Source organism: Janthinobacterium kumbetense (assembly GCF_023703445.1).
Taxonomy (GTDB): Bacteria; Pseudomonadota; Gammaproteobacteria; order Burkholderiales; family Burkholderiaceae_D; genus Janthinobacterium; species Janthinobacterium kumbetense.
This window is the reverse complement of sequence record NZ_JAMQGR010000001.1, coordinates 1,009,420-1,033,306: the sequence shown is the minus strand read 5'-3', so window position 1 is coordinate 1,033,306 and position 23,887 is coordinate 1,009,420. Positions and strand designations below refer to the sequence as shown.

The following is a 23,887-nucleotide window of genomic DNA, read 5'->3' as shown; positions in this document are numbered from 1 at the left end:
GCAGGCGGGCGCGGAACCGCCGCTTACTGCGAGTTGGAGGTAAAGGTGGCCAGCACGAAGCCCGTGTAGCTATACAAGGTGCCGCTGTCGACGATGTCGCCGGAGAGCAGCACGTTATACAGGCCCGTGCTTTGCGGCGAGTAGGTGACCGTCAGGCCGGCTTTCCACGTGACGACGCCGTTGCCCGTGTCGCTGGCCAGCTTGGCCGTGGTAAAACCCGTGGTGACGCTGGGATTCCAGTACGTGGTGCGGCCCTGGAACTGGAAGGCGATGCCGGTCTGGTTGTTGCTGTCGCCGCTGGCGATGGACAGCGCGATGCTGTTCGGCGTGGTGTTGGTGGTGACGCTTTGGCCGGAGGCCAGCGTATGGTTGGTGACTTCGACGCGAGGTAAGTTAGACATGACATTCTCCATGAGGTGATATCGGCCTGCACTTGCGGTGGGCGCCCCGTGGCCGACAGGTTCGGGGCAGTTGGGTAAGTCGGTAGAAATGGTGTTGCGACGGCTTTGCGACCATGCCATAAAAATATGGCGGGACAATACGCAATTTCAAATAAAGACAAGACATTTGATATTAATCAATCCGGAATTGATTAATATATTTCGTATTTGCTTATTCAAAAAAGTAGTTTCCGGCTATTCGTAATATAACCATGCCGGCTCTTGCGCATGACGAGTAGCGATTCTATGCCTATTTTTTTGCGCGATTCTCTCGAATTGTCGCGAAGGCAAGAATAATGCGGCTTCCGGGCGCGGCGCGGGAATGCGCCGCCGGCCATTTTGCGCGGCGGCAGGCAAGCGGAATAGGAAATGCAATTGAATATAAACGGTTTATTGATTTAAATGGATGGCATGCGCGGCTTTATTGCGCGGCCGGCGCGGGCAGGGCCGGACAGCGTTCAAAAACGGCTACCACCTTGCCAGTCAGTGTGTATTGCGTGCCGTCATCGAGGATGGGGCCATCGATGAGGATTTGATATTGTTGCGGACCGAGCGCCTGGAAACGCAGGGTCAGTCCTTTCTGAAACGTCACGATGGCATCGCCGCGGTCGGCGCCCAGCTGCAGCAGGATATTCGCTGTTGACAATAAAACCGTCCAGTACGCGGTGCCGTTGGCGCGCAGCGCCACCTGGGTGTTGTCATTGATATCGTTGCTGGCCGTGGCGACGGCGTCGCTGTTGACCGTCAGCGCCATGGTTTGCGGCGCCCGGCACGCGGGGGCCGGTTCGGCCAGCTGGCGCGCCAGCGCCGGGGCGTCGCCGCCGAGCGATAGCAGCAGCACGGCAGCGAGCCAGGGGCCGCGCCAATTCAGCTGATACATGGTGGAGGTGGTGTCCCGCGCATGCGGCCCATCGTAACGAAATTCGGACGGAAGAGCAAACGCATGCCGACCGCAGCGCGCCGCCATGGCCGCCATCCCCATCTGCTATCATCGTGCCGTTTTGGCCAGCGCCGCGGGCGCCGGTCCGGTATTTATGCAAGGAAAAAAATGAATAATCGCATTTCCCTGCTGCGCCAGCGCGGCGTGCAGGACAGCGGCAAGGTGGGCATGATCGAGCTGTTCTTCGACCTCGTGTTCGTATTTGCCGTCACGCAACTGTCGCACGGCTTGCTGGCGCACCTGAGCGCCATGGGCTGGCTGCAGACGGGCCTGCTGTTGATGGCCGTCTGGTGGGTGTGGATCTTTACCTCGTGGATCACCAACTGGCTCGATCCCGAACGCATTCCCGTGCGCATCAGCCTGTTCGCCATGATGCTGGGCGGCTTGCTCATGTCGGCCTCGATTCCCGAAGCGTTCGGCACGCGGGGCCTCGGTTTTGCGGGCGCCTACGTCGCCATGCAGGTGGGCCGGCCCCTGTTCGCCTGGTGGGCCGTGCGCCACGAGGAACTGTCGCGCCGCCGCAATTTCCAGCGCATCGCCCTGTGGGCCGTGCTGTCCGGCATCTTCTGGATCGCCGGCGGCATTGCGTCGCCCGAGCAGCGCATCTTCTGGTGGGGCGCGGCCCTGCTGATCGACCTGGCCGGTCCCTGGATGCAGTTCGGCATGCCGGGCTTGGGCCGTTCCTCGACGGCCGACTGGGATGTCGACGGCGGCCACATGGCCGAGCGCTGCGCGCTGTTCGTCATCATCGCCCTGGGGGAATCGCTGCTGGTGACGGGCGCCACCTTCGCCGGCCTGGAATGGACGGCCGCCAACTGGCTGGGGTTCCTGTCGGCCCTGGTCGGCAGCATCGCCATGTGGTGGATTTATTTCGACACGGGCGCCGAGGCGGGCCACCACCGCATCGCCCACTCGAAGGATCCGGGGCGCATCGCCCGCAAGGCTTACACGTATATCCACGTGCTGATCGTGGGCGGCGTGATCGTTTCCGCCGTGGCCGACGAACTGGCCCTCGTGCATCCGGACGAAGCGAGCTTCGCCGGCATCAGCGCCTTGCTGGGCGGCCCGATCCTGTATCTGCTGGGTAATGCCTTGTTTAAATGGGTCAGCAACGACCGCGCCACGCCGCCGCTGTCGCATCTGCTGGGCATCTTGATCATCCTGGCGCTGATCCCGATGGCGTATGGCCGGCTGTATTCGCCCCTGACCCTGGCCTGCATCACCAGCTGCGTGCTGGTATTGGTGGCCGTGTGGGAACATATGGCGCTGCGCCGTCCGCCGCCGGAGATCGATCCCTGACGTCTGTTTTACCCTTGGCCGGACGGCGCAATGCCGTCCGGATCGCTGCGCGTGTCGAGCTGCAACTGCAGGAACGCCAGGTCCAGCCAGGCGCCGAACTTGGTGCCTACCTGGCGCATCAGTCCCACCTCTTCGAAGCCCAGCTGCTTGTGCAGGGCGATCGAGCCGGCATTGCCCGCTTCGATGCCCGCCACCATCACGTGCTTGCCCAGGCCGCGTGCCCGCGCGATCAATTCCCCCATCAAGGCCTTGCCGACCCCGGCGCCGCGGCGATCGGCGCGCACGTACACGGAATGCTCGACCGTATGGCGAAAACCCTCGAACGGGCGCCAGTCGCCGAACGAGGCGTAGCCAGCGACAGTTCCTTCCACATCGATGGCGACGAGCACGGGATAGCCCGCCTTTTCGCGGTCGGCCAGCCAGGCGGCGCGGTTGGCCACGTCGACCGTCCGTTCATTCCAGATGGCCAGGGTATTGCTGACGGCATCGTTGTAGATGGCCGTGATGGCCTCGATGTCGCCCGCATGGGCATCGCGTATCTGCATGTTGCTCTCCTTGCTAGGCGTCTACTATAATGGACAAATCATAGATTGCCGCCCACGCTTTTGTCCAATAAATCCTGATCATGTCCACTAAACCAGACGAATTGAACCAACGCATCGGCGCCAGGGTACGCCTCGAGCGGGAAAGCCTGGGCTGGTCGCTGACGCAGCTGGCGGCCCGCTCCGGCGTGTCGCGCGCGATGGTGCACAAGGTGGAGCGGGGCGATTGCAGTCCCACGGCCACCTTGCTGGCGCGCCTGTCGGGCGCCTTCGACCTGAGCATGTCCGAATTGATCGCCCGCGCCGAAATGCGCGCAGGGCGCTTGCTGCGCCAGGCTGAGCAGCCCGTGTGGATCGACCCGCAGAGCGGCTATGTGCGGCGCCACGTGTCGCCCGCGTCCGACATGCCGCTCGACCTCGTGCATATTACCTTGCCGCCCGGCGCCGTGGTGGCCATGCCGGCCGCCGCCTATGCGTCGCGGCGGCAACTCATCTGGTCGCTCAGCGGCAGCCTCGTCTTCCTCGAAGGGGAGACCCGCCACGTGCTGGACGAGGGCGACTGCCTGGAACTGGGCCCGCCGGCCGACTGCGTGTTCAGGAATGAAACGGCCACGGCCTGCACCTATGCCGTGGCCGTATTGAAGGGCGCTTGACCTTAAGCCAGCGCCGCCGCGCGCAGCTGGGCGATGAAGGCGCGCGCGGCGGGCGCCTGTTCGTGGCGGCGGAAGGCCACGGCGATTTCCGAGCTGATCTGCGGCCCTTCCAGCTCGCGGAATACGACGCCGGGCAATTGCACGCTGGCCATCACCGAGTGGGGCACGATGGCGCAGCCCACGCCCAGGGACACTTCCGTCAGCACGGCCACCAGGCTGCCCGGACGCGACACCACCTGGGCCGCAAAGCCGCCGCGCCGGCTCGCCTCCAGGGTTCCCAACTCCTGTTCCGGCACGATGAACGCCTGCTGCGCCAGCGCGGCCGGTCCCGCCACGCCGAGGCGGGCGAGCGGGCTGTCGGCCTGCACGGCCAGCACGAAGCGGTCGCGCAGCAAGACCACGCTGTCGAGTCCATCCGGCAAGTGCAGGGGCGGGCGCACGAACGCCAGGTCCACCCGGCCCTGGTCCAGCAAGCCGGGCAGGGCATCCATCGCGTATTCGCGCGCACCGATGTGGATGCCGGGGTGGCTGGCGCGAAAGCGGGCGAACTGGTCCTGCAGCACGCCTGAGTAGGCGGCCGAGGCCACATAGCCGATTTCCAGCCGTCCCAGCTCGCCCCGTCCCGCCCGCCGCGCCACTTCCTGCGCCTGCGCCAGCTGCGCCAGCGCGCGCGCCGCCTCGATGACGAACAATTCTCCGGCCGCCGTCAGGGCCACGGCGCGCTTGCTGCGCTGGAACAGGCGCGTGCCCAGCAGGCTTTCCGTTTCCTGCACCTGCTTGGTCAGCGCGGGCGGAGAGATGCCGAGCTCGGCGGCCGCCCGCGCAAAGTGCAGGCTGTGCGCGACGGCCAGCACGCAGCGGAAATGCCGCAATTCCATGTCTTTGTCTGTATTCACCATCAGTAAATTATAAGGCGATCATCTTATAACAGGAAATAATACAATCCTGCTTAAAATACAGGCATGAAGAATACCAACTGGACCCTCTATACGTGCTCGGGCGTGTGCGCGCTGATCATGCTCGACACCAACGTCGTCGCCGTCTCGCTGCCGTCGATCGCCCGCTCGCTCAACGCCAGCTTCGTCGACGTGGAATGGGTGGTCAGCGCCTACATGCTGGCGTTCGCCTCATTCCTGTTGCCTGCCGGCAGCATCGCCGACCGCCTGGGACGGCGCAGGGTGATGCTGTTTGGCCTGGCCGTGTTCGCGCTGGCGTCCCTGCTGTGCGGCCTGGCCTGGACGCCGTTCGTGCTCAACGTGGCGCGCGCCGTCAAGGGACTCGGCGCCGCGCTGCTGCTGACGTCCGCGCTGGCCGTCATCGGCCATACCTTCCACGCGGAAAAGGAGCGGGCGCGCGCCTGGTCCGTGTGGGGCGCGGCCATGGGCGTGGCCATGACGGTGGCGCCGCTGCTGGGCGGCCTGATCACGAGCGCCATCAACTGGCGCTGGATTTTTTACCTGAACCTGCCCGTCGTGGCCATCTTGATGTGGCTGGTAAGCAGGCACGTGGACGAGTCGAAGGATGCGTCCAACGCCAGCTTCGACCCGGCGGGCGCGCTGCTGTTTTCCGCCGGCCTGTTTTGCATCATCTGGGGCCTGATCGACGCCAGCGTGGCGGGTTGGTCCAGCCGCGCCACCTTGCTGCGCTTTGCCGCCGGCGCGGCGCTGCTGGTGGCGTTCGTGCTGGCGGAGCGGCGCCAGCGCGCGCCGATGGTCGATTTGAGCCTGTTTGGGAGGCGCGTGTTCGTCGGCGCCGTGTTGGGCATGTTCGGCTACGCCATTGCCGCGCAAGTGATGATGACGTTTTTACCGTTGTATCTGCAGAACGCCTTCGGCTTTTCCGCCGTGCTGGCCGGCTGCGCCATGCTGCCGTTTGCCGTCGCCATGGTCGTGCTGTCGCGCCTGGCGCCGCGTGCCATGCGGGTGCTGGACGACCGCGGCATCCTCGTGACGGGTCTGCTGATCGTCGCCGTGGGCAACGTGGCCACGGCCCTTGCCGCCGGCAGCCTGCAATATGGGCTGGTGGCGGCCGGCATGGTCGTCACGGGCGCGGGGGCCGGATTGCTCAATGGCACGACCCAGAAGGCCATCCTCGCCTGCATCCCCAGGGAGCGCACGGGCATGGGATCCGGCATCAGCACCACCACGCGCTTCGTCGGCATCGTGCTGGCCGTGGGCGCGCTGGGCGCCGTGCTGGCCATGCGCACGGCCGCCTCGTTCGAGAAACTGGCGTGGCTGCACGGCTTGAAGGCTTCGCCGGAAATGATCGGGCGCATCGTCGCCGGCAACGCGGCCGACGCCTTCGGCCAGCTGCCGCCCGCCATGCAGGCCGTGGCGCAGGAAGCGGCGCGCCACGCCTTCATCGACGGCTTTGCCAGCGTGCTCTACCTGGCCGGCGGGCTGGCGGCCGTGGTGGCGGCGCTGGTGTTCGTGCTGGCGCGGCCGCTGGAAAAAGTGTAACTCTTCAGTAATATGCGCGTGCGCCGCCCGCACTTGTAATATGATGCCATCGAGCAATACATGGCAATCATATAACTATCGCAGGGAGTAGCATGCGCAGAAAACGCATCATCGTGACCAGCGTGCTGGTCGCCGTCATCGGCGTGGCCGCGCCCCTGAGCCTGGCCTTCTATCTGTCGTCCGTGCGCGCCGAGCAGGGCGAGCAGGAACGCCTGCGCCTGCTGGCCGGCTACGCGCTCGAGCGCGCCCACCGCTCGATCGCCTCGGCCAGCGCCGCCCTGCGCAGCGCCGATGCGCTGGACCTGGCGCCGTGCTCGGAAGCGCATATCCAGCAACTGCGCCGCATCACCATCACCACGCGCAGCATCGACGATATCGGCTATGTGGAAAACGGCTTGCTCAAGTGCACGTCCACGGGCATCGAAGAGGCGCGCATCCCCGTCACACCCGCCGACTTCACGCTGGACAATGGCATGGGCATCGATTTCAACCTGCGCCCCGTCGTCAGCGGCGGCAAGCGCATGGTGGGACTGACTTACCGCGCCTATAAAGTGCTGATCGATCCCGTGCGCTTTTCCGACGTCATTGTCGACAGCGACATCCAGATGGCCGTGGCCATCGGCAAGGAAGGCGTGCTCGACACCTTGCACCATCCCGACCCCGCGCTGGTGCAAAGCTTGCTCGCCGGGCTGCCGGCGAACGTAGACGCGGCGCACGACGGCCACATCCATGCGACGCTGTACCGCGACGGCTTGACGGCCGTCATGATCGAACCGCGCAGCAAGCTGAACGACAGGCTGCGGCGCGAACAGCTGCTGCTCCTGCCCATGGGTTTGTTGATGGCCGCCTTCATCGTCGGCATCGTCGTGTGGCTGTCGCGCCGCCGGCTGTCGCTGCGCGGCGAACTGGAAACGGCGGTCGAGCGGCGCGAATTCTTTGTCCATTATCAACCGATTATTGCCCTTGACACGGGCGTGTGCGTGGGCGCCGAGGCGTTGATACGCTGGCGCCGTCCCGACGGCAGCATGATACGGCCCGACCTGTTCATCCCCGTGGCCGAGGAAAGCGAGCTGATTCTGCCCATCACCGACCAGGTGATCGCCTGCGTCATCGCCGACATGCGCGCCGCGCTGCTGGCCGACCGCGAATTGCACATCGCCATCAATCTGTGCGCCAGCGATATCGAGACGGGCAGGGTGCTCGACGTGCTCGAACGCGCGCTGGCCGGCACCGGCATCGAGGCGCAGCAGATCTGGCTGGAAGCGACGGAGCGGGGCTTCATCAACGTGGAAGCGGCGCGCGCCACCATCGACAAGGCCCGGGCGCGCGGCCATGCCGTGGCCATCGACGACTTCGGCACCGGCTATTCCAGCCTGTCTAGCCTGCAAAACCTGCCGCTCGACGCCTTGAAGATCGACAAATCGTTTGTCGACACCATCGGCACGGACGCGGCCACCAGCAGCGTCACGCCGCACATCATCGCCATGGCCCGCACCCTGAACATGCTGATCGTGGCCGAAGGCATCGAAACGCAGCAGCAAGCCGATTATCTGCTGGAACGCAAAGTCGAATTCGGCCAGGGCTGGCTGTTCGCCAAAGCGCTGCCGGCTGCGGAGTTCCTCGCCTTTTATCAAACGCGCCGCGCGCCGCCGTCCCCATGAAACCGCCACGCTTTCCCTATCCCTTGCAGCCGCTGCGCGTACCGGGCGGCTGGCACATCACCGTCAATACCCTGTTCGAAGTGGAGCCGGGCCCGGACACCATGGAATGGTTCAGCAGCGCATTGCTGCTGTGGGGCAGCTGCCGCGACAGCGGTTTCTGCTTCAATTCGCACTTCGAGCCGGAAGACGATCCGCAGGGCGAATTCGTACTGGAGATGGGCAAGGTGGCGTACGACCGCGACGGCAAGATCGTGCAGGGCAGCGACGCCTTCCTGGGCGAGTTTCGCACGCGCAGCAAGGCGGAATTTGTCGCCAGGGTCGAGCAATTCATGCAAGACCCGGCAGCTTGATCGCTACGGCTTGCGCGGCAAGACCGTGTCCTGTCCGCTTTGCTTGAGCACGGCGCTGGCGATCTTGCCCGCCGCATCGCGCGTAAACGCCAGTTCCGCGTCGATGGCGCGGAAAAAGAATTGGTCTTTCGCGCTGGCAAACAAGGGGGCGGATCCCATGCCCGTGCCGGCCGCTTCCAGGCCCTGCTTGCCCAGGCTCACCGTCAAGGTGAAATCCTTGTCCAATGGATACTCGCCAACGTACTCGGCGAGCGCGGCGCGCGGCACGTCGATGGCCGCTTGCGGCTTTTTCAGCGGCGGCAGGGGCGTGCCGGGCAGCAAGGTGGACAAGCCCAGCGCATCGACGTCGCGCGCCGTATTCGTCAATACCACCACGCCCCGCTTGCCGTCCGTCGTGAACGCCGCATAGCTGCTGTAGCCGCCCGTCTGGCCGCTGTGCCAGGCGTAGGCCTGGCCCTGCCGCTGTTCCAGCAGCCAGGACAGGCCGATTTTCGTGTCGTCGCCGGACGCCACCGGACGCTGCGGCTGGATCGCCAGCGCATACGGGCGCAGCGGCTTGAACATATACGCCTGCAGGTAGGCGACCATGTCGCGCGCGCTGGAATACACGCCGCCGGCCGGCGCCACCACATTCAAACCCCAGGCAGGCGTGGCTTCGCCCGACAGCAGATGGCCGGGCGCCAGGCGCGCCAGCATGCCGTGCGTGGGCTTGTTCGAGGTGGAACGCATGCCGAGCGGCACGGCGATGCGCTTTTGCAGCAGCGCTTCATAGCTGGTGCCGGCCTGGGCCGCCAGGGCCGTGCCCAGCACGGCATAGCCGATGTTCGAGTAGTCAAAGGCCGTGCCTGGCGCGCGCGGCAGGCGATAGGCGGCGAGAAACTGCCGCTGCTTCGCTTCCGTGTAATCGGCATACGGGTTGGCCGGGTCCTTGGGCGCGAAGTTGTCGGGCAGGCGCGGCAGCGAGGAATAATGCGTGGCCAGGTCGAGCAGGCTGATCGTTTTTCCATCGAAGGCAGGCACGGTATAGCCCGGCAACAAGGCCGCCACGGGCTCGTCGAGCTTGACCTTGCCTTCGACGACGGCGTTGGCCAGCAGCAAGGCCGTCATGGTCTTGGTGACGGAACCGATCTGGTAGACGGTGTCGGCGCCAGGCTTGGCGCTCTTGCCTGTCTGGCTGCTGCCAAAACCATACACGGCGCTGTCCTTGCCTTCGATTACGGCGATGACGATGCTGGCATGCAGGCCCGTGCGCGTGAGTTCTTCCGCGCGCTGGCGCACGGCGTCATCCAGCGCGGGCGCGGCCAGTGCAACGGTGCCGGCGAGGCAAAGGGGGAGGAAGGCGAAAGTGGGTGTCATGGGTAACCTTGTCCAGGGTGGATCGAAGGCACGCCGGCGCATGGGAAAGGTGGCTGGCATGCCTGGTGAAGGATACGGGCCCAACATGAAGGTTGCCTGAGTTTTATGTTTGCCGGTATAGCAAGGCTTGCGTTTGCTCAATGTTCAGCCATCGGCGCTTCCAGCAGGCACGCCAGCTGCGCGCGCATATCGGCAGACATGCATTGCAGCAATTCACCGCGCCGGCGCGCATCGGCCCGTTTCTTCGACGGCACATCGGCCAGGTCGGGCGCCCGGTAGGGCGCGCAGGGCAGGTGATAGTTGCCGTCGCGCATGCGCAAGGCATGCAATTCCTGCCACGCCAGGTCGTAATCGGCGGCGATATGGCGCCGGCGCCGCGCATTCAGGGCGATGCGGTTGTCGTTGCTGATCAAAAACAGGTTATTGCAGGCAAAAAAATCGCCGAAATCGCGCAGGGCCGTCACCATCAGGTTTTTCGGGCGGCAACCGTGCAGCGCCCGCGTGGCTTCCTTGACGGCCAGCTTGCCGGCCTCGCAGCGCAAGCCTTGCAGCGCGCCCAGCTGCAGGGACACGCCATCGGCGCGCGGCAGGAACAAAAAGCTGGCCAGGTACAGAGGCTGGCCGTCGCGCGTCAGGCGCAGGCACAGCTCTCCTTCGCGGTAGCTGTCGTGGATGGCCGTCAGCTGCAGGCGGTACAGCGCCCCATCCTTGCCTTCGAACGCGGCCAGCACCAGGGGCTGGCGCGCGGCCCGCTCGACCAGGGCGCGCGCCCCGGCTTGCCACAGGAAGCGGTAATGCCCTTCCAGCAAGGCCAGTCTATCCGTGCAACCGAGCTGGCGCGAGGCGTAAGGGCGGTAGATCTTGAAGCGCAGACAGGGATGCAGCTGCGCCAGCGAACTCAGGCCGGGCATGCTGCCCAGGAAAGCTTGCCAGCGCGTGCGCTGGCGAGGAAAGAAGAGGGCGCCCAGCGCCGCTTTCAGGCGGTGGCCGCTGGCGGGGTGTGGTTGCACTGCGGGTGGCGCGGCGGGCGGCACGGCGGCGCCGTGGCGCAGAGCTAAAGCGATGTCATTCATGATTCTGCCGGAAAAGGGCAGGCGCTGCACAATGAGAGCCTTGCCAATCTGAATGCTACGCGGGCCAGGTGAATTTCCTATTAAGAAGCCATGCACGCGGGCTTTAGAGGATGGCAACTAAACATTTGCCTTCTGGCAATATGGACGGTTATGCTCGCGGCACCTTCACTCCTTGACTGATACCGCTCATGAATCACCGCCCATTGCTTGCCATTCCCATGCTCGTCGCCGCCCTGGCCGCCCAGGCGCAAGACCGCACGGCCGATCCCCTTGGGCCGTTGGCGCAATGCATCAACCGCAGCGAGTTCCAGTTCCGGCAGCAGGACCGCTTGCCCGCGCACGTGACGACGCGCAGCGTCAAGCTGGCGACGGGAGAGGGGCAGGTATCGACGGCCGATGGCTATCGGCTGATGCTGTTCCGCAAGGGCAGCCTGCCCTTGGTGAACCTGAAAATCGAACGCAGCGCCGAAGGCAGGTTTGCCGCCGACCGCGACACCATCGTGGCGCAAATGCAGCAGTTGGCCGCCAACAGCAAGGCGCCGCAATTAGTATCGCTGGAAACGGACACGCGCCAGGGCGTGGAAGTGCTAGGATTGAACAATCCCAATGTCACGCAATCGGCGGGCATCATCAGTTTATACACCTTGCTGCATGCCGCCAGCGGGACGGTCGCCACCGCCTATCTGCTCAACCAGCCGGCGGACAAACGGGAATTCGCGACGGATGCGCAGTACCGGGCCTTGCGCGACCAGTTCATCAGCTCACTGGCCGCTTGCATGGCCGATTCCGCGCCGTAAGACAGGCGCACACGGGCAAGCCAGGAAAGGAGATCACCGCCATGAAAAAAGCAGAGCCAAGCACGCAGTCCCAGGATGGCGCGGTGAGCGCCGAGTCCGCTACTCGCCTGATCGATGCGAAAATCGCCGCGCTGGCCGACTGGCGCGGCAAGACGCTGGCCACGGTGCGCGCGCTGATACGCCAGGCGGATCCGGACGTGGTCGAGGAAGTCAAATGGCGCGGCGTGCCCGTCTGGTCGCACGCGGGCATGATTTGCACGGGCGAAACCTATAAACTGGCCGTGAAACTCACCTTCGCCAAGGGCGCCGCCTTGCCCGATCCGGCCGGCCTGTTCAATGCCAGCCTGGACGGCAACACGCGCCGGGCCATCGACCTGCATGAAGGCGCGCACCTCGATACGGCGGCGTTCAAGGCGCTGATACGCGCCGCCGTGGCGCTGAATACGACACCGAAACCAAAACGGACTCCGACTTGAGACATTATCTGTATCTGTGGCACGACCCGGCCGAGCGCATGCTGGTCGCTTCCGGCATCGAATTCAAGGATTTTCTCCCCGCCCTCGGCGAGGCTGGCGGCATCGTGCTGCGCAAGGGCAGCGCCGGGACGGCCAGGAAGCCGGCCGGCTACCAGACCCTGGCGCGGCAGCAGTTGCCGGCCCTGGCCAGGGAAGACCTGCACGCCTGCGGCAGCCATGCCTGGGCCGACTGGCGGGGCGCGGCGCCGCCGCCCCAGGATGCGGACGTGGCCGCGGCGCTGGCCTATCGCGCCGCCGCGTCGCGGCGCACGGAGCTGGCCGCCCTGCAAAACCGCTTCCTCGCCTTTGCCCACGACGACGGCTGGTACCTGAAACTGTTGTATGCGGCCTGGGACGATGCGGCGGCTGTTCTCGCCGGCGCCATCCCGCCAGCGCTGGGCACGCTCGATCTGGACGCGCTACGCCAGGCGGGCGACGGCTACTGGCTGCAAGACGGCAGGCTCGAAGTGGAACTGAAAACCCACGATATCGACAGCGTGCTGAACCGCCGTTTGTGAGCATATAATGGCATTCCGATAACTGATACACGCCCGCCATGCTTCGTCCTCATTTCGCCACGGCATCGCCTCGCTTGCGCGCCGCCGCATGACGCCAGCCACGCTTCGGCCATTCGCGCCGGCGGACGCGGCTTCCTGCGCCGCCATCCTGGCGCTGGCGGGGCGCGACACCTTCGGCCCTGTCGCCAGCGTCGCCGCTTTTACGGCAGCGACGCAGGGCGAAGATATCCTCGTTGCCGAGCGTGACGGCATCGTCGCCGGCTTTGCGGCCGTGCACACGGGCGACGCGCCCGAGCATTTCCTGCACCATTTATATGTGCACCCGGCGCACAGCGGACTGGGCATCGGTACACAGCTGCTGGCCGCCGTGGCGGCGCGCTTCGGTCCCCGCCTGAGCCTCAAGACGCAGCTGGCCAATACGGGTGCGCGGCGCTTGTATGCGCGCGCGGGCTGGGTCGAAGACGCCGGCGACGGCGGCGTGGACATTCTCGGCGCGTGGATACGGGTGCGCTACCGCGCCGCACCGCCCGGGCGATGAAAGACCCTGGCGCCATCGACCCCGCCCTGGCAAGAATGATGGGCTGGTTCCTGATCCTGCTCGCCCTTCCCACGGCGTATTTTTCCTTCTGGCGCGCGTATGACAAGCTCGCCTCGCCAGCCTGGCCCGTGACCAACGCCGAAATCGTGCGCAGCAGCATGTATCAACGCACGGGCAAGTCGCAGGACTGGTGCGTCAAGCTCAGCTACCGCTACAGCGTGGATGGCAAGGCCTACCGCAGCTCGCGCATCGGCGTCTCGCGGATAGGCAACGCCGGCTGCCACCGCGAACAGGCCGTCACGGCCTGGCGCCTGGCCAGCATGGCGCCCGGTGCGCACATCCGCGTGCATTACCGGCCGCGCGACCCGAACGATACCGCCGTGTTCCTCGCCGGCCTCGATTTCCTCGATTATTTTGGCGTCGTGCTGTGGGTAGTCCTGTTCGTGCTGGGCGTGTCGGAAGCGCGCAAGCAGGCGCCGCCAGCCGGATCCGCTTTGCCAAATGTGACATCCATGGCAGCACGGTCATAGTTTTGCTCGGGCGGCGCGCCGATCGGCGTCAACGTGAAATGCGGCGCATATTTGCTCCGTCGGCCGTCATCAGGCAGACGAAAAAAAAATGGGGCAGTCGTAGCTATCCCAGGCCATCAGCACTCAAACCCGGCGTTGCTCCTTGTTGTCGGTTAGCAGGGCCAGCCTGGCTGCCATGCCGGCATTGTCGCGCAGCAAACCGTCGCGCTCCTGCGCCAATGCTTCCATTTTCTGTTGCGATAGTTGCCCGTTTTCCGCCAGCATGTCGAGCTGGCGGTCTTGCGCGGCCAGCGCCACCTTGGCGTCGTTCAGCGCCAGCAGGGCCGTGTCGAGCTTGGCCAGCAGGGCGTCGGCGGACGCCGCCGCCTGCAAGTATTGAAATTCGAACTGGTCGCGCTCGGGGCGCACGGTCGCCAGGGCTTCGCGGTCTGCCGCGGCCTGGGCCGCCAGCGTCGTTTGTTCCGCCTGCAGCTGGGCCAGGCGCATGTCTTGCTGCACCAGCGTGGCTTGCTGGCCTTGCAAGCGCTGCTGCAGCTGGGCGTTGTCCTGTTCCAGGCGACTGATCCGTTGCTGCGCCTGGGCCCGTTCCTCGCTGCGCTGCGTGGCGGCCGCTTCCTGGTAATGGTCGAACTGCGAACGCACCTGCGCCAGCTGGCGGTTCAGGGCGGCGATTTCCTCGCCCCGGTCGGCCAGGCGCTGCGTCAAGCCTGCGTTATCGCTGTGCAAGGTGGCCAGGGTGACGGCGCGGAAATGGTGTTCTTCCTTCAATTGCGCCAGCGCGTGCTGCGTGGCGCGCAATTCCTGGGTGAGGGCGGCGCGCGCCTCCGTCAGTTTCAAGCGTTCCGTTTCCGTCTTCTTCAGCTGCGCCAAAGCCGCGTCGAGTTCGGCGCGGTTTTCCCGCATCCCCGTTTCCAGCTGCTGCGCCACGTCGCGCTGCTGTTTGTCGTACACGCCGCGCATCGCTTCCATCAGTTCGGCCGGCAAGCCTGATTCCGTTTTCACGCCGCCCGCGCCCTGGAACTCTTCCTTCCAGCGTTTCAGCAGGGGAGCGATGGTGCTCTTGCTGCCCGTGCTGCCCAGCGCTTCGCGCACGCTGTCGACCGTGGGATTGCGCCCATCGGCAGCGACGATTTGGGCTGCTTTCATAACATCAGAGTACAGAATGCCGGTGCGGGCCATGAAATCACCTATGAACGAAATTTAGTAACATATTACATGATACGTAATATCGCATAATATTACGATATAAATTTTAATCTTTTTTGAAAAATATATATCGCGATAAGATCGCTTATCACGGGTTATGGGGGTGGTTTGCATGGTATTCTGCGTATGTCCCAGTACACCAGCCCGATTTCAGCGATTCCATGCCCGATTTGCCCCTTTCCAAACGCCGTGGCGCCGCGCCCAAAAGCGCCGCCCTGGCTCCTGTGCCGTTACACGGCGCCCTGATCGATGCCGAGCTGGCCGCGCGCCACCAGGCGTTTCTCGCCGCCGCCACGTCCGACAACACGCGCCGCACCTACCGTTCCGCCATCCGCCACTTCCAGGCCTGGGGCGGGGCGCTGCCCGCAGACGAGTCCACCGTCATCCGCTACCTGCTGGCGTATGCGGACAATCTGAACGCCCGCACCCTGGCCCTGCGCCTGACGGCCCTGTCGCAATGGCATGTGTACCAGGGCTTTGCCGACCCCGCATCCACGCCCACCGTGCGCAAGACCCTGGCCGGCATCGCGCGCCTGCATGGCAAGCCGAAGAAAAAGGCCAAAGCCTTGCCGCTGGAAGACCTGGAGCTGATCGTCGCCAGGCTGGCCGCGCTGGGCAGCGTCAAGGCCTTGCGCGACAGCGCCTTGCTGCAGCTGGGATTTTTTGGCGGTTTCCGGCGCAGCGAACTGGCGGGGTTGACTATCGAAGACGTGAGCTGGGAGCCGCAGGGCATGGTGATCACCTTGCCCCGCTCGAAAACGGATCAGCTGGGGGAGGGCATCGTCAAGGCGATCCCGTTCGGCGACGGCGTCTGCTGCCCGGCCACGGCCTTGCGCGCCTGGTTGGCCGCGGCGCACATCCGCACGGGGCCGCTATTGCGCCCCGTCAATCAATGGGGCCACGTGAGCGCGAAAGCGCTGCACGCGAGCAGCATCAATACCATACTGGAAAGCTGCGCCAGGCTGGCCGAACTCGATTACGTGCCGGAACTGTCGAGCCACAGCCTGCGCCGCGGCATGGCTACCAGCGCCCACCGGGCCGGCGCCGATTTCCAGGCCATCAAGCGCCAGGGCGGCTGGCGCCACGACGGCACCGTGCATGGCTATATAGAAGAGGCGGGCCGCTTCGAGGAGAATGCGGCGGGCAGTTTATTGAAGGCGAAGAAGAAACCGGCGGGGTGAGGGTGCCCGGCAAGACCTTGCAGCGGCCGGTCAGCGGATGCCCATGCGGGCGCAGCGCCTTGGGGGATTACGCAGGGGCTACGTCGACACGCTCAATTTCCAGCTCGGTGGCGGAGCTTAATTGCGCCGCAATGAGAGCGCTCATATCCACGTCCGCACCGCCATCGGATACGTCCGCGCAGGTATCGATAATTAGCTGAAAACAGTTGTCGCGCATCTCCCGCGTGTCCATATCCGGCGGTGGAGGCGCCAATAGCGCGATTTCCAGTCCAAGCGCGAAGGCGCGATACGCCGGATATTCCTCGTATTTCCCTTCCTCGTCAGGCGAGAACCTAATACCCAGTGCCTCAGCCAGAACGACAACAGTTGCTTCGAAGGACAGCGTTGGCCGAATGTTCAGACAAGCCGTAAAATAGCTTCCACTTTGACAATTGCGCATGCAACCTCTGGTATAAATTTAAAATAGATGATCTATTGTCATGTCACGTATGGACGCCCGCTCCTGGCTGGCTGAAGCCACTTCAAATGCCATACTTGTTGTGAACAGCGGCCTTCAGCTCAGCCTGCGGCAAGCCTCCTCGCCGCCAAAACTCAAAAAAATACTCCAATGTTTCGGCAGAAGCGCCAATATCCATAGGATGCAAGACGCAGATGGCAGTTCTTATTTTCAAAACGTCTGGCTCGTCCGATTGATCGCGCCCTTCAATGGCTCGCCAGAGGCGTACACGCTCAGCAATGACTTCCTCAGCAGTCGCCGCGCCGGTGACGTATCGATTCGCCACAGCTGCGGCTGATTTAGCAGCTACAGGCAATTGTGAAGTCACTCTTCCTATCGCCTCAATCATGAATCGCTGAGCTAAAAATTGTTCCGCAGGGTCATCCAGGTCCACCGCAGATGCGATAGCATCAAAAAGTCTCTTATTCAACATTTGCATTAAGTTTCAGCGATTGCTCGGGGCCGCTTCAGGTCGGCTGCGGTCGCTGGCGACTATCGCCCCATTGCCGACCTTTATTTAACATCATGTCCCTGGGAGATTTCGGCGCAATAATGTTGCTCAAACTCCGCGCGGCTGGAGACACTCCCCCATAGCGTCGAAATGTAGTGGAATTCAAGTTCGAACGGCTCTTCGAAAGCGCTTACGTCTGTCGCGTATTCGCAATTCCGACTCAGCATTCCTAGCCAATTTTGGTATCCCAATTTCGAATAGAGCGGTGTCAGCTTCATGTCGATTGTCCAGATCGTTTCCTTGCCTTGGAGATAAGCGTTCCTGAGCTCTACAATATATTTTCCCGCCGCCAGCTGGTCATCGAGCCGCTCAGAACCTAGATATCGCTCAATGATCACTTCCACCAACGGCAGCACCTCATCAAGTCCTCTTGCACTTGCCAGCAAGATTATCTCTAAGTCATCGTCCTCTTCGTCCAAGTCCAGGCGCTCCACTGCCCAATCGACACATGCGGCACACACAGCACCGTTGACAAAGCCATGACGCAGTTTGAAATACAGGGTTTCGAGTTGAGCAATACTCTTCATGTTACCTTTGGATCTCAACATTTTTAGGCGAGCAAAACGGCTGCTTTTGGCCGAATCCTGGCCGATAGCGGACGGCCAGAATGACTCAGTGTATGGCATTGTTGCTCTTTTGAAAGGTAGAAGACAGGAAAGTGATTTTACGAAGCGTTCTAGGACAAGGCTTTGATGAAATGAATGCGCTCGCTGACGGGATCGCCAAAGTGCTCCACCAGTCGGATCTGATAGCCGTTGCGGATCAGCAAGCGCAGCATGGCGGAATAGCGGTTCATCGATTTTACGGTGACGGCCGCAAAGCCGTGCTCGCTGGCCCAGGCTTCCTGGGCTTCCAGCAGCCGCTGCGCCAGGCCCGTCTTGCGGTGCGCGGGCAGCACGCCGCCGAGCCAGCTATACAAGGAGCCATCCTCGGCGGCATAGCCCAGCTTGCAGCCGACGGGCTGGCCGTCCGCTTCCGCGATCAGCACCAGCGCGCCGGCGGGCAGGCGCTCCTGCAATTGCGCCAGGCTGCGCTCTTGGTCGAACTCTGGGATGGCCTGCAGCACCTGCCAGGCTTCCTCGATGTTGCCAATACGGATCATGCGGCCGCTTGTTCCCGCTGGGCCGGGCGGATGATCATGCAGGTGGCCGTCGCGTGCGCATACACTTTACCGGCTTCGTCGCGGATCGTGCCTTCGGAAATGACCAGGTTGCGTCCCGCATTGATAACTTTGCCTTCCGCGTAGACCGTCACGTTGAAGGGCAGGGGGCGGCACATCTTGATGTTCAGGTCCGTCGTGCCGTAGCTTTCGCCGGCCGGCAAGACCGTGTGCGTGGCGCAACCCGTGACCGTGTCGAGCACGGTGGCGGCAAAACCGCCGTGCACGCCGCCCATGGGATTGGTGTGGTTTTCATTCGCCGTCGCCGTGAAGATGACCCTGCCGTGCTCGATCGTGTGGGCGTCCATCGGCATGGTCTTGGAAATGCCGGGCCGGGGAAACAGGCCTTGCGCGAAAGCTTGCATCAGTTGCAAGCCGGTCATGTCGTTGGGGTGCATGGTAACTCCTGTGGGGTGAGGGTTGGGTTAAACGTCTTGCCGATTAAACGTCTTGCTGGAAACGCAGGCGCGAGGCGTGCAGCAGGAAGCGGGCGACGACGGCCAGTTCTTCCTCGCTGAAACCTTGCTTCAGTTGTTCATTCAGGCTGTCGAGCAGGGGCAGGGCGGCGGCCAGCACCTCGCCGCCCCTGGGCGACATGTGCAGGGTGCCGGCGCGCGCGTCGAGCGCCGACTGACCGCGCACGATGAGGCCGTTTTCTTCCATGCGCGCCACGAGGCCCGTGACGGCCGAGTTTTTCAGCTGCAGCGCCCGCCCCAGATCCTTCAATTGGCAGCCTTCCTCGCCCTTCAGGGCAAACAGGGCGACCACTTGCGTGCCGGAAAACCCCAGTTCGCTGGTGAACACGGCATCGGCCGAGCGAAACAGGTTCTGGCGCGCCAGGTTGAGCAGATTGAACAGGCGCGGCGAACGCTCGCCCAGCGGGCAGGCGGCGGCATCGGGTAGGTCTGGGGTGGGGGAGGTATTGGTACGCATGCGGAGTATACTACTACGTATGCGTAATAAATCAAGTGTCGATTGTCAGTCGCGCTGGTGGCGTCCGATGTAGCGTGCGCGTGGCCGTATCAGAACCGCGCTGTCTGCCTGCTCGATGGCATGGGCGATCCAGCCGGCCGAGCGGGCCAGCGCAAATACGCTCATGCCCGCGCCCTCGGGCCAGCCGAACGCCAGTTCCATGGCCGCCAGCGCCAGGTCGGCGTTCGGTTTTACTTCGAGCAACTCGCCCGCCGTGGCGCACGCGGCCAGGATGGCGTGCAGCTGTGGGTACCCGCGCGACATCGCGGACAAAATTCCCAGCAGATACGCGGCGCGCGGGTCGCCCAGCGGGTACAGCGGGTGGCCGAAACCGGCGAATTCCGGCGCGATGGCTGTGTAAAAGGTAGCGATGGCAACCCTGGCATCGGGCGCGGCCAGCGCCTGCGTCAACATGCACCTGGCCGCCGCGCTGCCGCCGCCATGCTTGTCTCCGGACAAGGCCGCCAAGCCCGCACCCAGCGCCGCCGGCAGGCTGGCGCCCGTCGAGGCGACGCAGCGCACGGCAAACGTCGACGCATTCAATTCATGGTCGGCCAGCAGCACGAGGGCGGCGCGCAGCAATGCAGACTGCTGCGCATCGGCTTGCCACGCCTGGGCCAGTTGCCGGTGCAGCGGCAAGGCGGACGGCGCCGTTTGCAGCAGGGCGGCTGCCAGGATGCGCATCGCGGCCGGGCCGGATTGCAGCGAGTGCGGCATGTCCGCTGTCGTCAGCATGGCCATGGCCAGCATGGCGCGCGCCAGCGGCGGCGCGTCGGGCGCGCTGGCCAGCCCTGGCGGCTGGGCGGGCGCGTCTTGCTGAAAATAGTCACTCGCACCATCGTCCCACAACAGGCTGGCGGTCATTTCCAGCGTCGCGTGCCGCGCCAGCGCCGCCGCATCGCAGCCGCGATACAGCAAGCGGCCGTCGAGGATGTGGGAAATGCGCGTCTCCAGCACGGGCAAGCCCCAGTGCATGGCGGCCACGGCCGTCTGGCCGCCCCGCTTCGCGTCATTCTTGCGTGCCGCCAGGCGCAGCACGTCTTCCTGCGGATAGCGCTTGCGGCGCGACGCACCGTTGCTGACGGAAGCGAGCAAGCCCCGGCTCACATAGGAATACAGGGTGGGCAGGCTGACGCCCAGCAGGCGCGCCGCGTCAGGAGCGGACAGATCGTTGTTCATGGCGGCCATTGTAGCGTTTGTCACTTTATATTGATTCATGGAATCAAGATTGACGGGCCGGGCCACGCGTCACTAGACTCATGCCTTTCCAGGAGTTTCCATGAGCACCTTTGCCATACGCACCCTGCGCCCGGACGACGCCGCGCCCTTGTTGGCCTTCGAACAAGCCAACCGGGCGTGGTTCGAGCGCCATATCGACCGGCGTCCGGACGCTTTTTACAGCATCGACGGCATCCACGCGCACGTCGCGCAATTCCTGGACGAGCATGCACAGGGGCGCATGCACCCCTGCGTCATCGTGGACGAATACGGGCAATTGATCGGGCGCGCCAACCTCAAGGACATTGACCGGGAGCAAGGCGTAGCCGAAGTCGGCTATCGCATCGGGGAACAGCAGACGGGCAAGGGCCTGGCCACGGCCGCGCTGCAGTACCTGATTGCCCTGGCGCAAGACGAATGGCGGCTGGCCAGCCTGTGCGCCTACGCCATCGATGGCAATGCGGCGTCGATCCGCGTGCTGGAACGCTGCGGTTTCGCACAGGGAATGGCCGTGCCCGATATTGCCATCGTGGAAGGCAACGTCGTCGATGGCCACCGGTTTGCGCTGGAATTGCGGGCGGCTGGGGTAGACTCTGCCCTATGATAAATATGCAAAGTTGCCAAATATGAATCAAGAAACCTCAAAACGCATCGTCGTCATCGGCGCCGGCATCGTCGGCGCATCGCTCGCGTACCACCTGGCCAGCAAGGGGGCGCAAGTCACCGTCGTCGAGGCGGGCGGCATCGCTTCCGGCGTGACGGGCACCTCGTTTGCCTGGCTTAACGCGTCCTGCGCGGGGATGGATCCCATCGCGGCCCTGCGCGGCGGCGCCATCGCCGCCTGGCGCCGGCTGGAAACGCAGGTGCCCGGCTTGGCGGTGCGCTGGCATGGCGCCTTGTCGTATGGCACGCAGGATGGGCGCGTTTCTCCCTCATGCATGGTGATCGACCGCACCCGCATCGCCCAGCTGGAACCGCAGCTGCGGCAACCGCCGGAGCAGGCGCTGTACGAGCCGGAGCAGGGCGCCCTCGACGCCGTCGCCGCGACCCTCGCCTTGCTGGCAGCGGCCCGGGCGCTCGGCGCGACGGTCCGCACGCACACGCCCGTGCTGGGCTTTGCCGTCCAGGACGGGAAGGTGACGGGCGTGGAAACGGCCGCTGGCGTCATCGATGCGGACGTGATCGTGCTGGCGGCAGGTACCGCCACTGCCGCGCTGGCGGAGCAGCTGGGCGCCAGCCTGCCCATCCACGCCTCGCCCGCCGTCTTCCTGCGCTACCAGGCGCCGCCCGGCTTGGTGCGCGGCATTATTTCCAGCCATGCCATGGAAGTGCGGCAAGACGAAGACGGCACCATGCTGGCGGCGGAAGATTATGTGGACGAAGCGCCTGAAAACCAGCCGGCCGCCATGGCGCAACGCACGGCCAGCGCGATCCGCAGTGAACTTGAGGGCGCCGACACCATCACGCCGGAATTCGCCTGCATCGGCCTGCGCCCCATGCCCGTCGATGGCGTGCCCATCATCGGCTACTTGCCGCAGGTCGAAGGCGCGTACGTGTGCGCCATGCATCCGGGCGTCGTGCTGGCCAGCATCGTGGGACAGCTAGCCAGCGGGGAAATTGTCGATGGACAGCCAGCGTCAGCCCTGGAAGCTTGCCGGCCCGCGCGTTTCCTGGCGTAAATAACGTGAAGACCCCGTGCCGCGCCGATTCCTACGGCACGGGCACGACAAATGCGGGCAGGATGAACGGCGGCGACTCTTGCTCATCGCCGTCCTCCGACGGGGCTTGCATGAAATCTTCGTTGCGCCAGTCCCCGTTCACCACGCGGTCGGCGATCAGCGCCAAATCCTGCGTTTCGCGCACCTCGCAGCGAAACGGCAGCCGGCCATGCGAGCGCGACACCAGGCTGAAGCGCAACTGGCGGCACTGCACATCGTGCCAGCAATAGAACAGCATCTGCTCGCCAGCGAGCGCATTGCCGCGTGCCGCGATCAATTCCTCGATGAATGCAACGATATCGGCCGCATGAATCTGCGGCGTTTCCTCGTCCGTGGGCGAAAAGCTCCACATGTTCTCCATCGCTTCGCGGTTGATGTCGTCGGCATCAATGAACACTTCATCGTCTTGCGCCATTTCCAGCCATGCATTGACTGTCCTGCAATTCATCATGTCGTCATGCATCCCATGTTTTAAAAGCCGTCCATACCGAGCGCCATGCGCCATGCGGAAGTTTGGCCTGCATGGAAAGTGACAGTCCGCCGTCGCCCATACGATCGCCTGGCTTCCATTGTTTATTCTTCAGATTAAGTGCCCGTGCTCTTCCCATGTCGACAGTTTTCATGTCTTTGATGTCATAGCCGACTTCCAATACGGGATGCAGCACTTCTCCATTAGCTGTCAAATATAAAGTATCGACATGGACCTTGGGTTTGTCAAAACGTTCGTAAAGCCTTGTTGCAGCGGATTTAAAACCCTGGCCAATGGCGATGCTGATGGTCGTTGGACCATTGCAGCCCAGAAGCGCGGCAAGCGCCCAATAGTCATGGTCAGCAGTGACAAGCCTGGCCAAACAGCGTTCTATCCATGCCAATTCATCAGTTCTGAATTCTTTCCAGTATGGAGCAAACGAATTCTGCAGGTAGCCGACTTCGTGCAGCGCGCCGACCAGGTTAATCTGCTTGTCCACGCAGCCAATATCCTGCAACAGATGGGCTGCAGCTGCGGCGACCGCATACTCGCCTTTGGCCATGGCCTTTTCTTCGAGTTTTTTCAGTTTGGTGTTAATACTCATTCTTTTCCTGGTGCGGACGGTACCGCGCTCGTTATGATTGCTGGCGTCTCTCGGAAGCGGGGACTGCGTTGATCGTCGTCGCGTGGCCCGCATTGGCGCAAGCTTGAGCGAACGCGACTAAAGATACGCCGGTCGCCAACGCTCCATGCCTTCCTCTTCATCAAGCCATTCTTTTTTATCAATAAACCATTGCTGGTTTTTAAGACCAAATGTATATCTGTATCTATTCTTGAATCCCGAAGTCTGCTGCGTGGAAATGACAGCTTTACTTCCTGAGATGCATGAATTTAAAAATATTTCGGTGGGTGAGTATTCAGGAGGATCGCTGCAGAGCAATGACATCTGGCGACCTTGTTTTCTTTCTTTTTTGGTGCAAAAGCAATCAAAAATAGCATCAAGATCCTGCTTCATTTTTTCTTTGAGAGTAATCAGCCCTTTCTCTCGCACCTCGGGGTAGTAATGAAGTTCCCAACCATTCATGACCAGAATAAAATCCTTCAATACATTTTCCACATCAACTATTTCAATACTCATCATTTCCCTTGGCTAGCAAATGTCGCTAGTGTCAATAAAGATGCCAGCGCCCGTCATTTCATGCTGCCATCTTTGATCATTCAAGTTCAGACCATTCAGGATTGTGCCATACCTCGGCATTTAACTCTGCTTCCTTGTCGCACCGGAT

At 63.4% G+C, this 23,887-nt stretch carries 30 protein-coding genes; 13 read left to right on the top strand and 17 right to left on the bottom strand.

Going from position 1 to position 23,887, the window contains the following annotated elements; translation table 11 throughout:
- Positions 1-23 precede the first annotated feature (23 nt).
- Together NCG91_RS04740 and NCG91_RS04735 are read right to left on the bottom strand one after the other, a co-directional pair.
- Positions 24-401, bottom strand: coding sequence for a hypothetical protein (locus NCG91_RS04740; RefSeq protein ID WP_251348792.1), 378 nt, complete (start codon positions 399-401; stop codon positions 24-26).
- 460 nt (positions 402-861) lie between these two features.
- Positions 862-1,320: a hypothetical protein gene (locus tag NCG91_RS04735; protein WP_251348791.1), complete on the bottom strand. Its 459-nt coding sequence runs from the start codon at positions 1,318-1,320 to the stop codon at positions 862-864.
- A gap of 168 nt (positions 1,321-1,488) precedes the next feature.
- Here NCG91_RS04735 and NCG91_RS04730 point away from each other — a divergent pair, with 168 nt between their 5' ends.
- Positions 1,489-2,679 (top strand): low temperature requirement protein A, encoded by a 1,191-nt coding sequence (locus tag NCG91_RS04730; RefSeq protein WP_251348790.1) that lies wholly within the window; start codon positions 1,489-1,491, stop codon positions 2,677-2,679.
- A gap of 8 nt (positions 2,680-2,687) precedes the next feature.
- Here the strand turns inward: NCG91_RS04730 and NCG91_RS04725 are convergent, their stop codons facing one another.
- Positions 2,688-3,224, bottom strand: coding sequence for a GNAT family N-acetyltransferase (locus NCG91_RS04725; protein ID WP_251348789.1), 537 nt, complete (start codon positions 3,222-3,224; stop codon positions 2,688-2,690).
- Positions 3,225-3,304: 80 nt separating this feature from the next.
- Between NCG91_RS04725 and NCG91_RS04720 the strand changes: the two genes are divergently transcribed.
- The gene (locus NCG91_RS04720; RefSeq protein WP_251348788.1) at positions 3,305-3,874 is read left to right on the top strand and encodes a helix-turn-helix domain-containing protein; all 570 of its coding nucleotides are present in this window, start codon (positions 3,305-3,307) and stop codon (positions 3,872-3,874) included.
- 2 nt (positions 3,875-3,876) lie between these two features.
- Here the strand turns inward: NCG91_RS04720 and NCG91_RS04715 are convergent, their stop codons facing one another.
- A complete protein-coding gene (locus tag NCG91_RS04715; protein WP_251348787.1) occupies positions 3,877-4,773 on the bottom strand; it encodes a LysR family transcriptional regulator in 897 nt (298 codons plus the stop codon).
- 63 nt (positions 4,774-4,836) lie between these two features.
- On the opposite strand from NCG91_RS04715, the gene NCG91_RS04710 reads away from it, so the two are divergent.
- The 3 genes from NCG91_RS04710 to NCG91_RS04700 all read left to right on the top strand — a co-directional run bounded on the left by NCG91_RS04710 (position 4,837) and on the right by NCG91_RS04700 (position 8,344).
- Positions 4,837-6,333: an MFS transporter gene (locus tag NCG91_RS04710; protein WP_251348786.1), complete on the top strand. Its 1,497-nt coding sequence runs from the start codon at positions 4,837-4,839 to the stop codon at positions 6,331-6,333.
- Positions 6,334-6,425: 92 nt separating this feature from the next.
- Positions 6,426-7,994 (top strand): EAL domain-containing protein, encoded by a 1,569-nt coding sequence (locus tag NCG91_RS04705; RefSeq protein ID WP_251348785.1) that lies wholly within the window; start codon positions 6,426-6,428, stop codon positions 7,992-7,994.
- Positions 7,991-8,344, top strand: a complete 354-nt coding sequence (locus NCG91_RS04700) for a hypothetical protein (RefSeq protein WP_251348784.1) — start codon at positions 7,991-7,993, stop codon at positions 8,342-8,344. Before NCG91_RS04705 ends, NCG91_RS04700 begins: the two co-directional genes overlap by 4 nt.
- A 3-nt stretch (positions 8,345-8,347) precedes the next feature.
- On the opposite strand, the gene NCG91_RS04695 is transcribed toward NCG91_RS04700, so the two are convergent.
- Positions 8,348-9,700, bottom strand: coding sequence for a serine hydrolase (locus NCG91_RS04695; RefSeq protein ID WP_251348783.1), 1,353 nt, complete (start codon positions 9,698-9,700; stop codon positions 8,348-8,350).
- Between the two features lie 137 nt (positions 9,701-9,837).
- Positions 9,838-10,773, bottom strand: a complete 936-nt coding sequence (locus tag NCG91_RS04690) for a VirK/YbjX family protein (RefSeq protein WP_251348782.1) — start codon at positions 10,771-10,773, stop codon at positions 9,838-9,840.
- A 188-nt stretch (positions 10,774-10,961) separates the two neighbouring features.
- Here NCG91_RS04690 and NCG91_RS04685 point away from each other — a divergent pair, with 188 nt between their 5' ends.
- From NCG91_RS04685 to NCG91_RS04665, 5 genes are all read left to right on the top strand, one after another.
- Positions 10,962-11,570, top strand: coding sequence for a hypothetical protein (locus NCG91_RS04685; protein WP_251348781.1), 609 nt, complete (start codon positions 10,962-10,964; stop codon positions 11,568-11,570).
- Positions 11,571-11,611: 41 nt separating this feature from the next.
- A complete protein-coding gene (locus NCG91_RS04680) occupies positions 11,612-12,046 on the top strand; it encodes a DUF1801 domain-containing protein (RefSeq protein WP_077404376.1) in 435 nt (144 codons plus the stop codon).
- The gene (locus NCG91_RS04675; protein ID WP_251348780.1) at positions 12,043-12,603 is read left to right on the top strand and encodes a hypothetical protein; all 561 of its coding nucleotides are present in this window, start codon (positions 12,043-12,045) and stop codon (positions 12,601-12,603) included. The genes NCG91_RS04680 and NCG91_RS04675 overlap by 4 nt, the downstream gene beginning before the upstream one ends.
- An 88-nt stretch (positions 12,604-12,691) precedes the next feature.
- Entirely contained in the window at positions 12,692-13,141 is a 450-nt protein-coding gene (locus NCG91_RS04670) for a GNAT family N-acetyltransferase (RefSeq protein WP_251348779.1), read from the top strand.
- On the top strand, positions 13,138-13,671 hold the full coding sequence (locus NCG91_RS04665; RefSeq protein ID WP_251348778.1) for a DUF3592 domain-containing protein: 534 nt from the start codon (positions 13,138-13,140) through the stop codon (positions 13,669-13,671). The genes NCG91_RS04670 and NCG91_RS04665 overlap by 4 nt, the downstream gene beginning before the upstream one ends.
- Positions 13,672-13,794: 123 nt before the next feature.
- Here the strand turns inward: NCG91_RS04665 and NCG91_RS04660 are convergent, their stop codons facing one another.
- Positions 13,795-14,817 (bottom strand): DNA-binding protein, encoded by a 1,023-nt coding sequence (locus NCG91_RS04660; protein WP_251348777.1) that lies wholly within the window; start codon positions 14,815-14,817, stop codon positions 13,795-13,797.
- A 221-nt stretch (positions 14,818-15,038) separates the two neighbouring features.
- Here NCG91_RS04660 and NCG91_RS04655 point away from each other — a divergent pair, with 221 nt between their 5' ends.
- Positions 15,039-16,058: a tyrosine-type recombinase/integrase gene (locus NCG91_RS04655; RefSeq protein ID WP_251348776.1), complete on the top strand. Its 1,020-nt coding sequence runs from the start codon at positions 15,039-15,041 to the stop codon at positions 16,056-16,058.
- Positions 16,059-16,125: 67 nt separating this feature from the next.
- Here NCG91_RS04655 and NCG91_RS04650 read toward each other — a convergent pair whose 3' ends face one another.
- The 7 genes from NCG91_RS04650 to NCG91_RS04620 form a co-directional block, all read right to left on the bottom strand.
- Positions 16,126-16,497 carry a hypothetical protein gene (locus NCG91_RS04650; RefSeq protein WP_251348775.1) on the bottom strand — a complete coding sequence of 124 codons (372 nt, stop codon included), beginning with the start codon at positions 16,495-16,497 and terminating at the stop codon, positions 16,126-16,128.
- A gap of 82 nt (positions 16,498-16,579) precedes the next feature.
- Positions 16,580-16,993, bottom strand: coding sequence for a hypothetical protein (locus tag NCG91_RS04645; protein WP_251348774.1), 414 nt, complete (start codon positions 16,991-16,993; stop codon positions 16,580-16,582).
- A gap of 74 nt (positions 16,994-17,067) precedes the next feature.
- A complete protein-coding gene (locus tag NCG91_RS04640) occupies positions 17,068-17,691 on the bottom strand; it encodes a hypothetical protein (RefSeq protein ID WP_251348773.1) in 624 nt (207 codons plus the stop codon).
- Between the two features lie 50 nt (positions 17,692-17,741).
- On the bottom strand, positions 17,742-18,167 hold the full coding sequence (locus NCG91_RS04635; RefSeq protein ID WP_251348772.1) for a GNAT family N-acetyltransferase: 426 nt from the start codon (positions 18,165-18,167) through the stop codon (positions 17,742-17,744).
- Positions 18,164-18,622 carry a PaaI family thioesterase gene (locus NCG91_RS04630; RefSeq protein WP_099668007.1) on the bottom strand — a complete coding sequence of 153 codons (459 nt, stop codon included), beginning with the start codon at positions 18,620-18,622 and terminating at the stop codon, positions 18,164-18,166. The genes NCG91_RS04635 and NCG91_RS04630 overlap by 4 nt, the downstream gene beginning before the upstream one ends.
- Positions 18,623-18,665: 43 nt before the next feature.
- Positions 18,666-19,157 (bottom strand): MarR family winged helix-turn-helix transcriptional regulator, encoded by a 492-nt coding sequence (locus tag NCG91_RS04625; protein WP_251348771.1) that lies wholly within the window; start codon positions 19,155-19,157, stop codon positions 18,666-18,668.
- A gap of 45 nt (positions 19,158-19,202) precedes the next feature.
- Entirely contained in the window at positions 19,203-20,399 is a 1,197-nt protein-coding gene (locus tag NCG91_RS04620) for a citrate synthase (protein ID WP_251348770.1), read from the bottom strand.
- 76 nt (positions 20,400-20,475) lie between these two features.
- Between NCG91_RS04620 and NCG91_RS04615 the strand changes: the two genes are divergently transcribed.
- The gene (locus NCG91_RS04615; protein WP_251348769.1) at positions 20,476-21,018 is read left to right on the top strand and encodes a GNAT family N-acetyltransferase; all 543 of its coding nucleotides are present in this window, start codon (positions 20,476-20,478) and stop codon (positions 21,016-21,018) included.
- Positions 21,019-21,040: 22 nt separating this feature from the next.
- The gene (locus NCG91_RS04610; RefSeq protein ID WP_251348768.1) at positions 21,041-22,093 is read left to right on the top strand and encodes an NAD(P)/FAD-dependent oxidoreductase; all 1,053 of its coding nucleotides are present in this window, start codon (positions 21,041-21,043) and stop codon (positions 22,091-22,093) included.
- 31 nt (positions 22,094-22,124) lie between these two features.
- On the opposite strand, the gene NCG91_RS04605 is transcribed toward NCG91_RS04610, so the two are convergent.
- From NCG91_RS04605 to NCG91_RS04595, 3 genes are all read right to left on the bottom strand, one after another.
- Positions 22,125-22,583, bottom strand: a complete 459-nt coding sequence (locus NCG91_RS04605) for a hypothetical protein (RefSeq protein ID WP_251348767.1) — start codon at positions 22,581-22,583, stop codon at positions 22,125-22,127.
- Between the two features lie 4 nt (positions 22,584-22,587).
- Complete coding sequence (locus NCG91_RS04600) at positions 22,588-23,205, bottom strand: hypothetical protein (RefSeq protein WP_251348766.1); 618 nt, start codon at positions 23,203-23,205, stop codon at positions 22,588-22,590.
- Positions 23,206-23,322: 117 nt separating this feature from the next.
- Positions 23,323-23,742: an NTF2 fold immunity protein gene (locus tag NCG91_RS04595; protein ID WP_251348765.1), complete on the bottom strand. Its 420-nt coding sequence runs from the start codon at positions 23,740-23,742 to the stop codon at positions 23,323-23,325.
- Between the last annotated feature and the right edge of the window lie 145 nt (positions 23,743-23,887).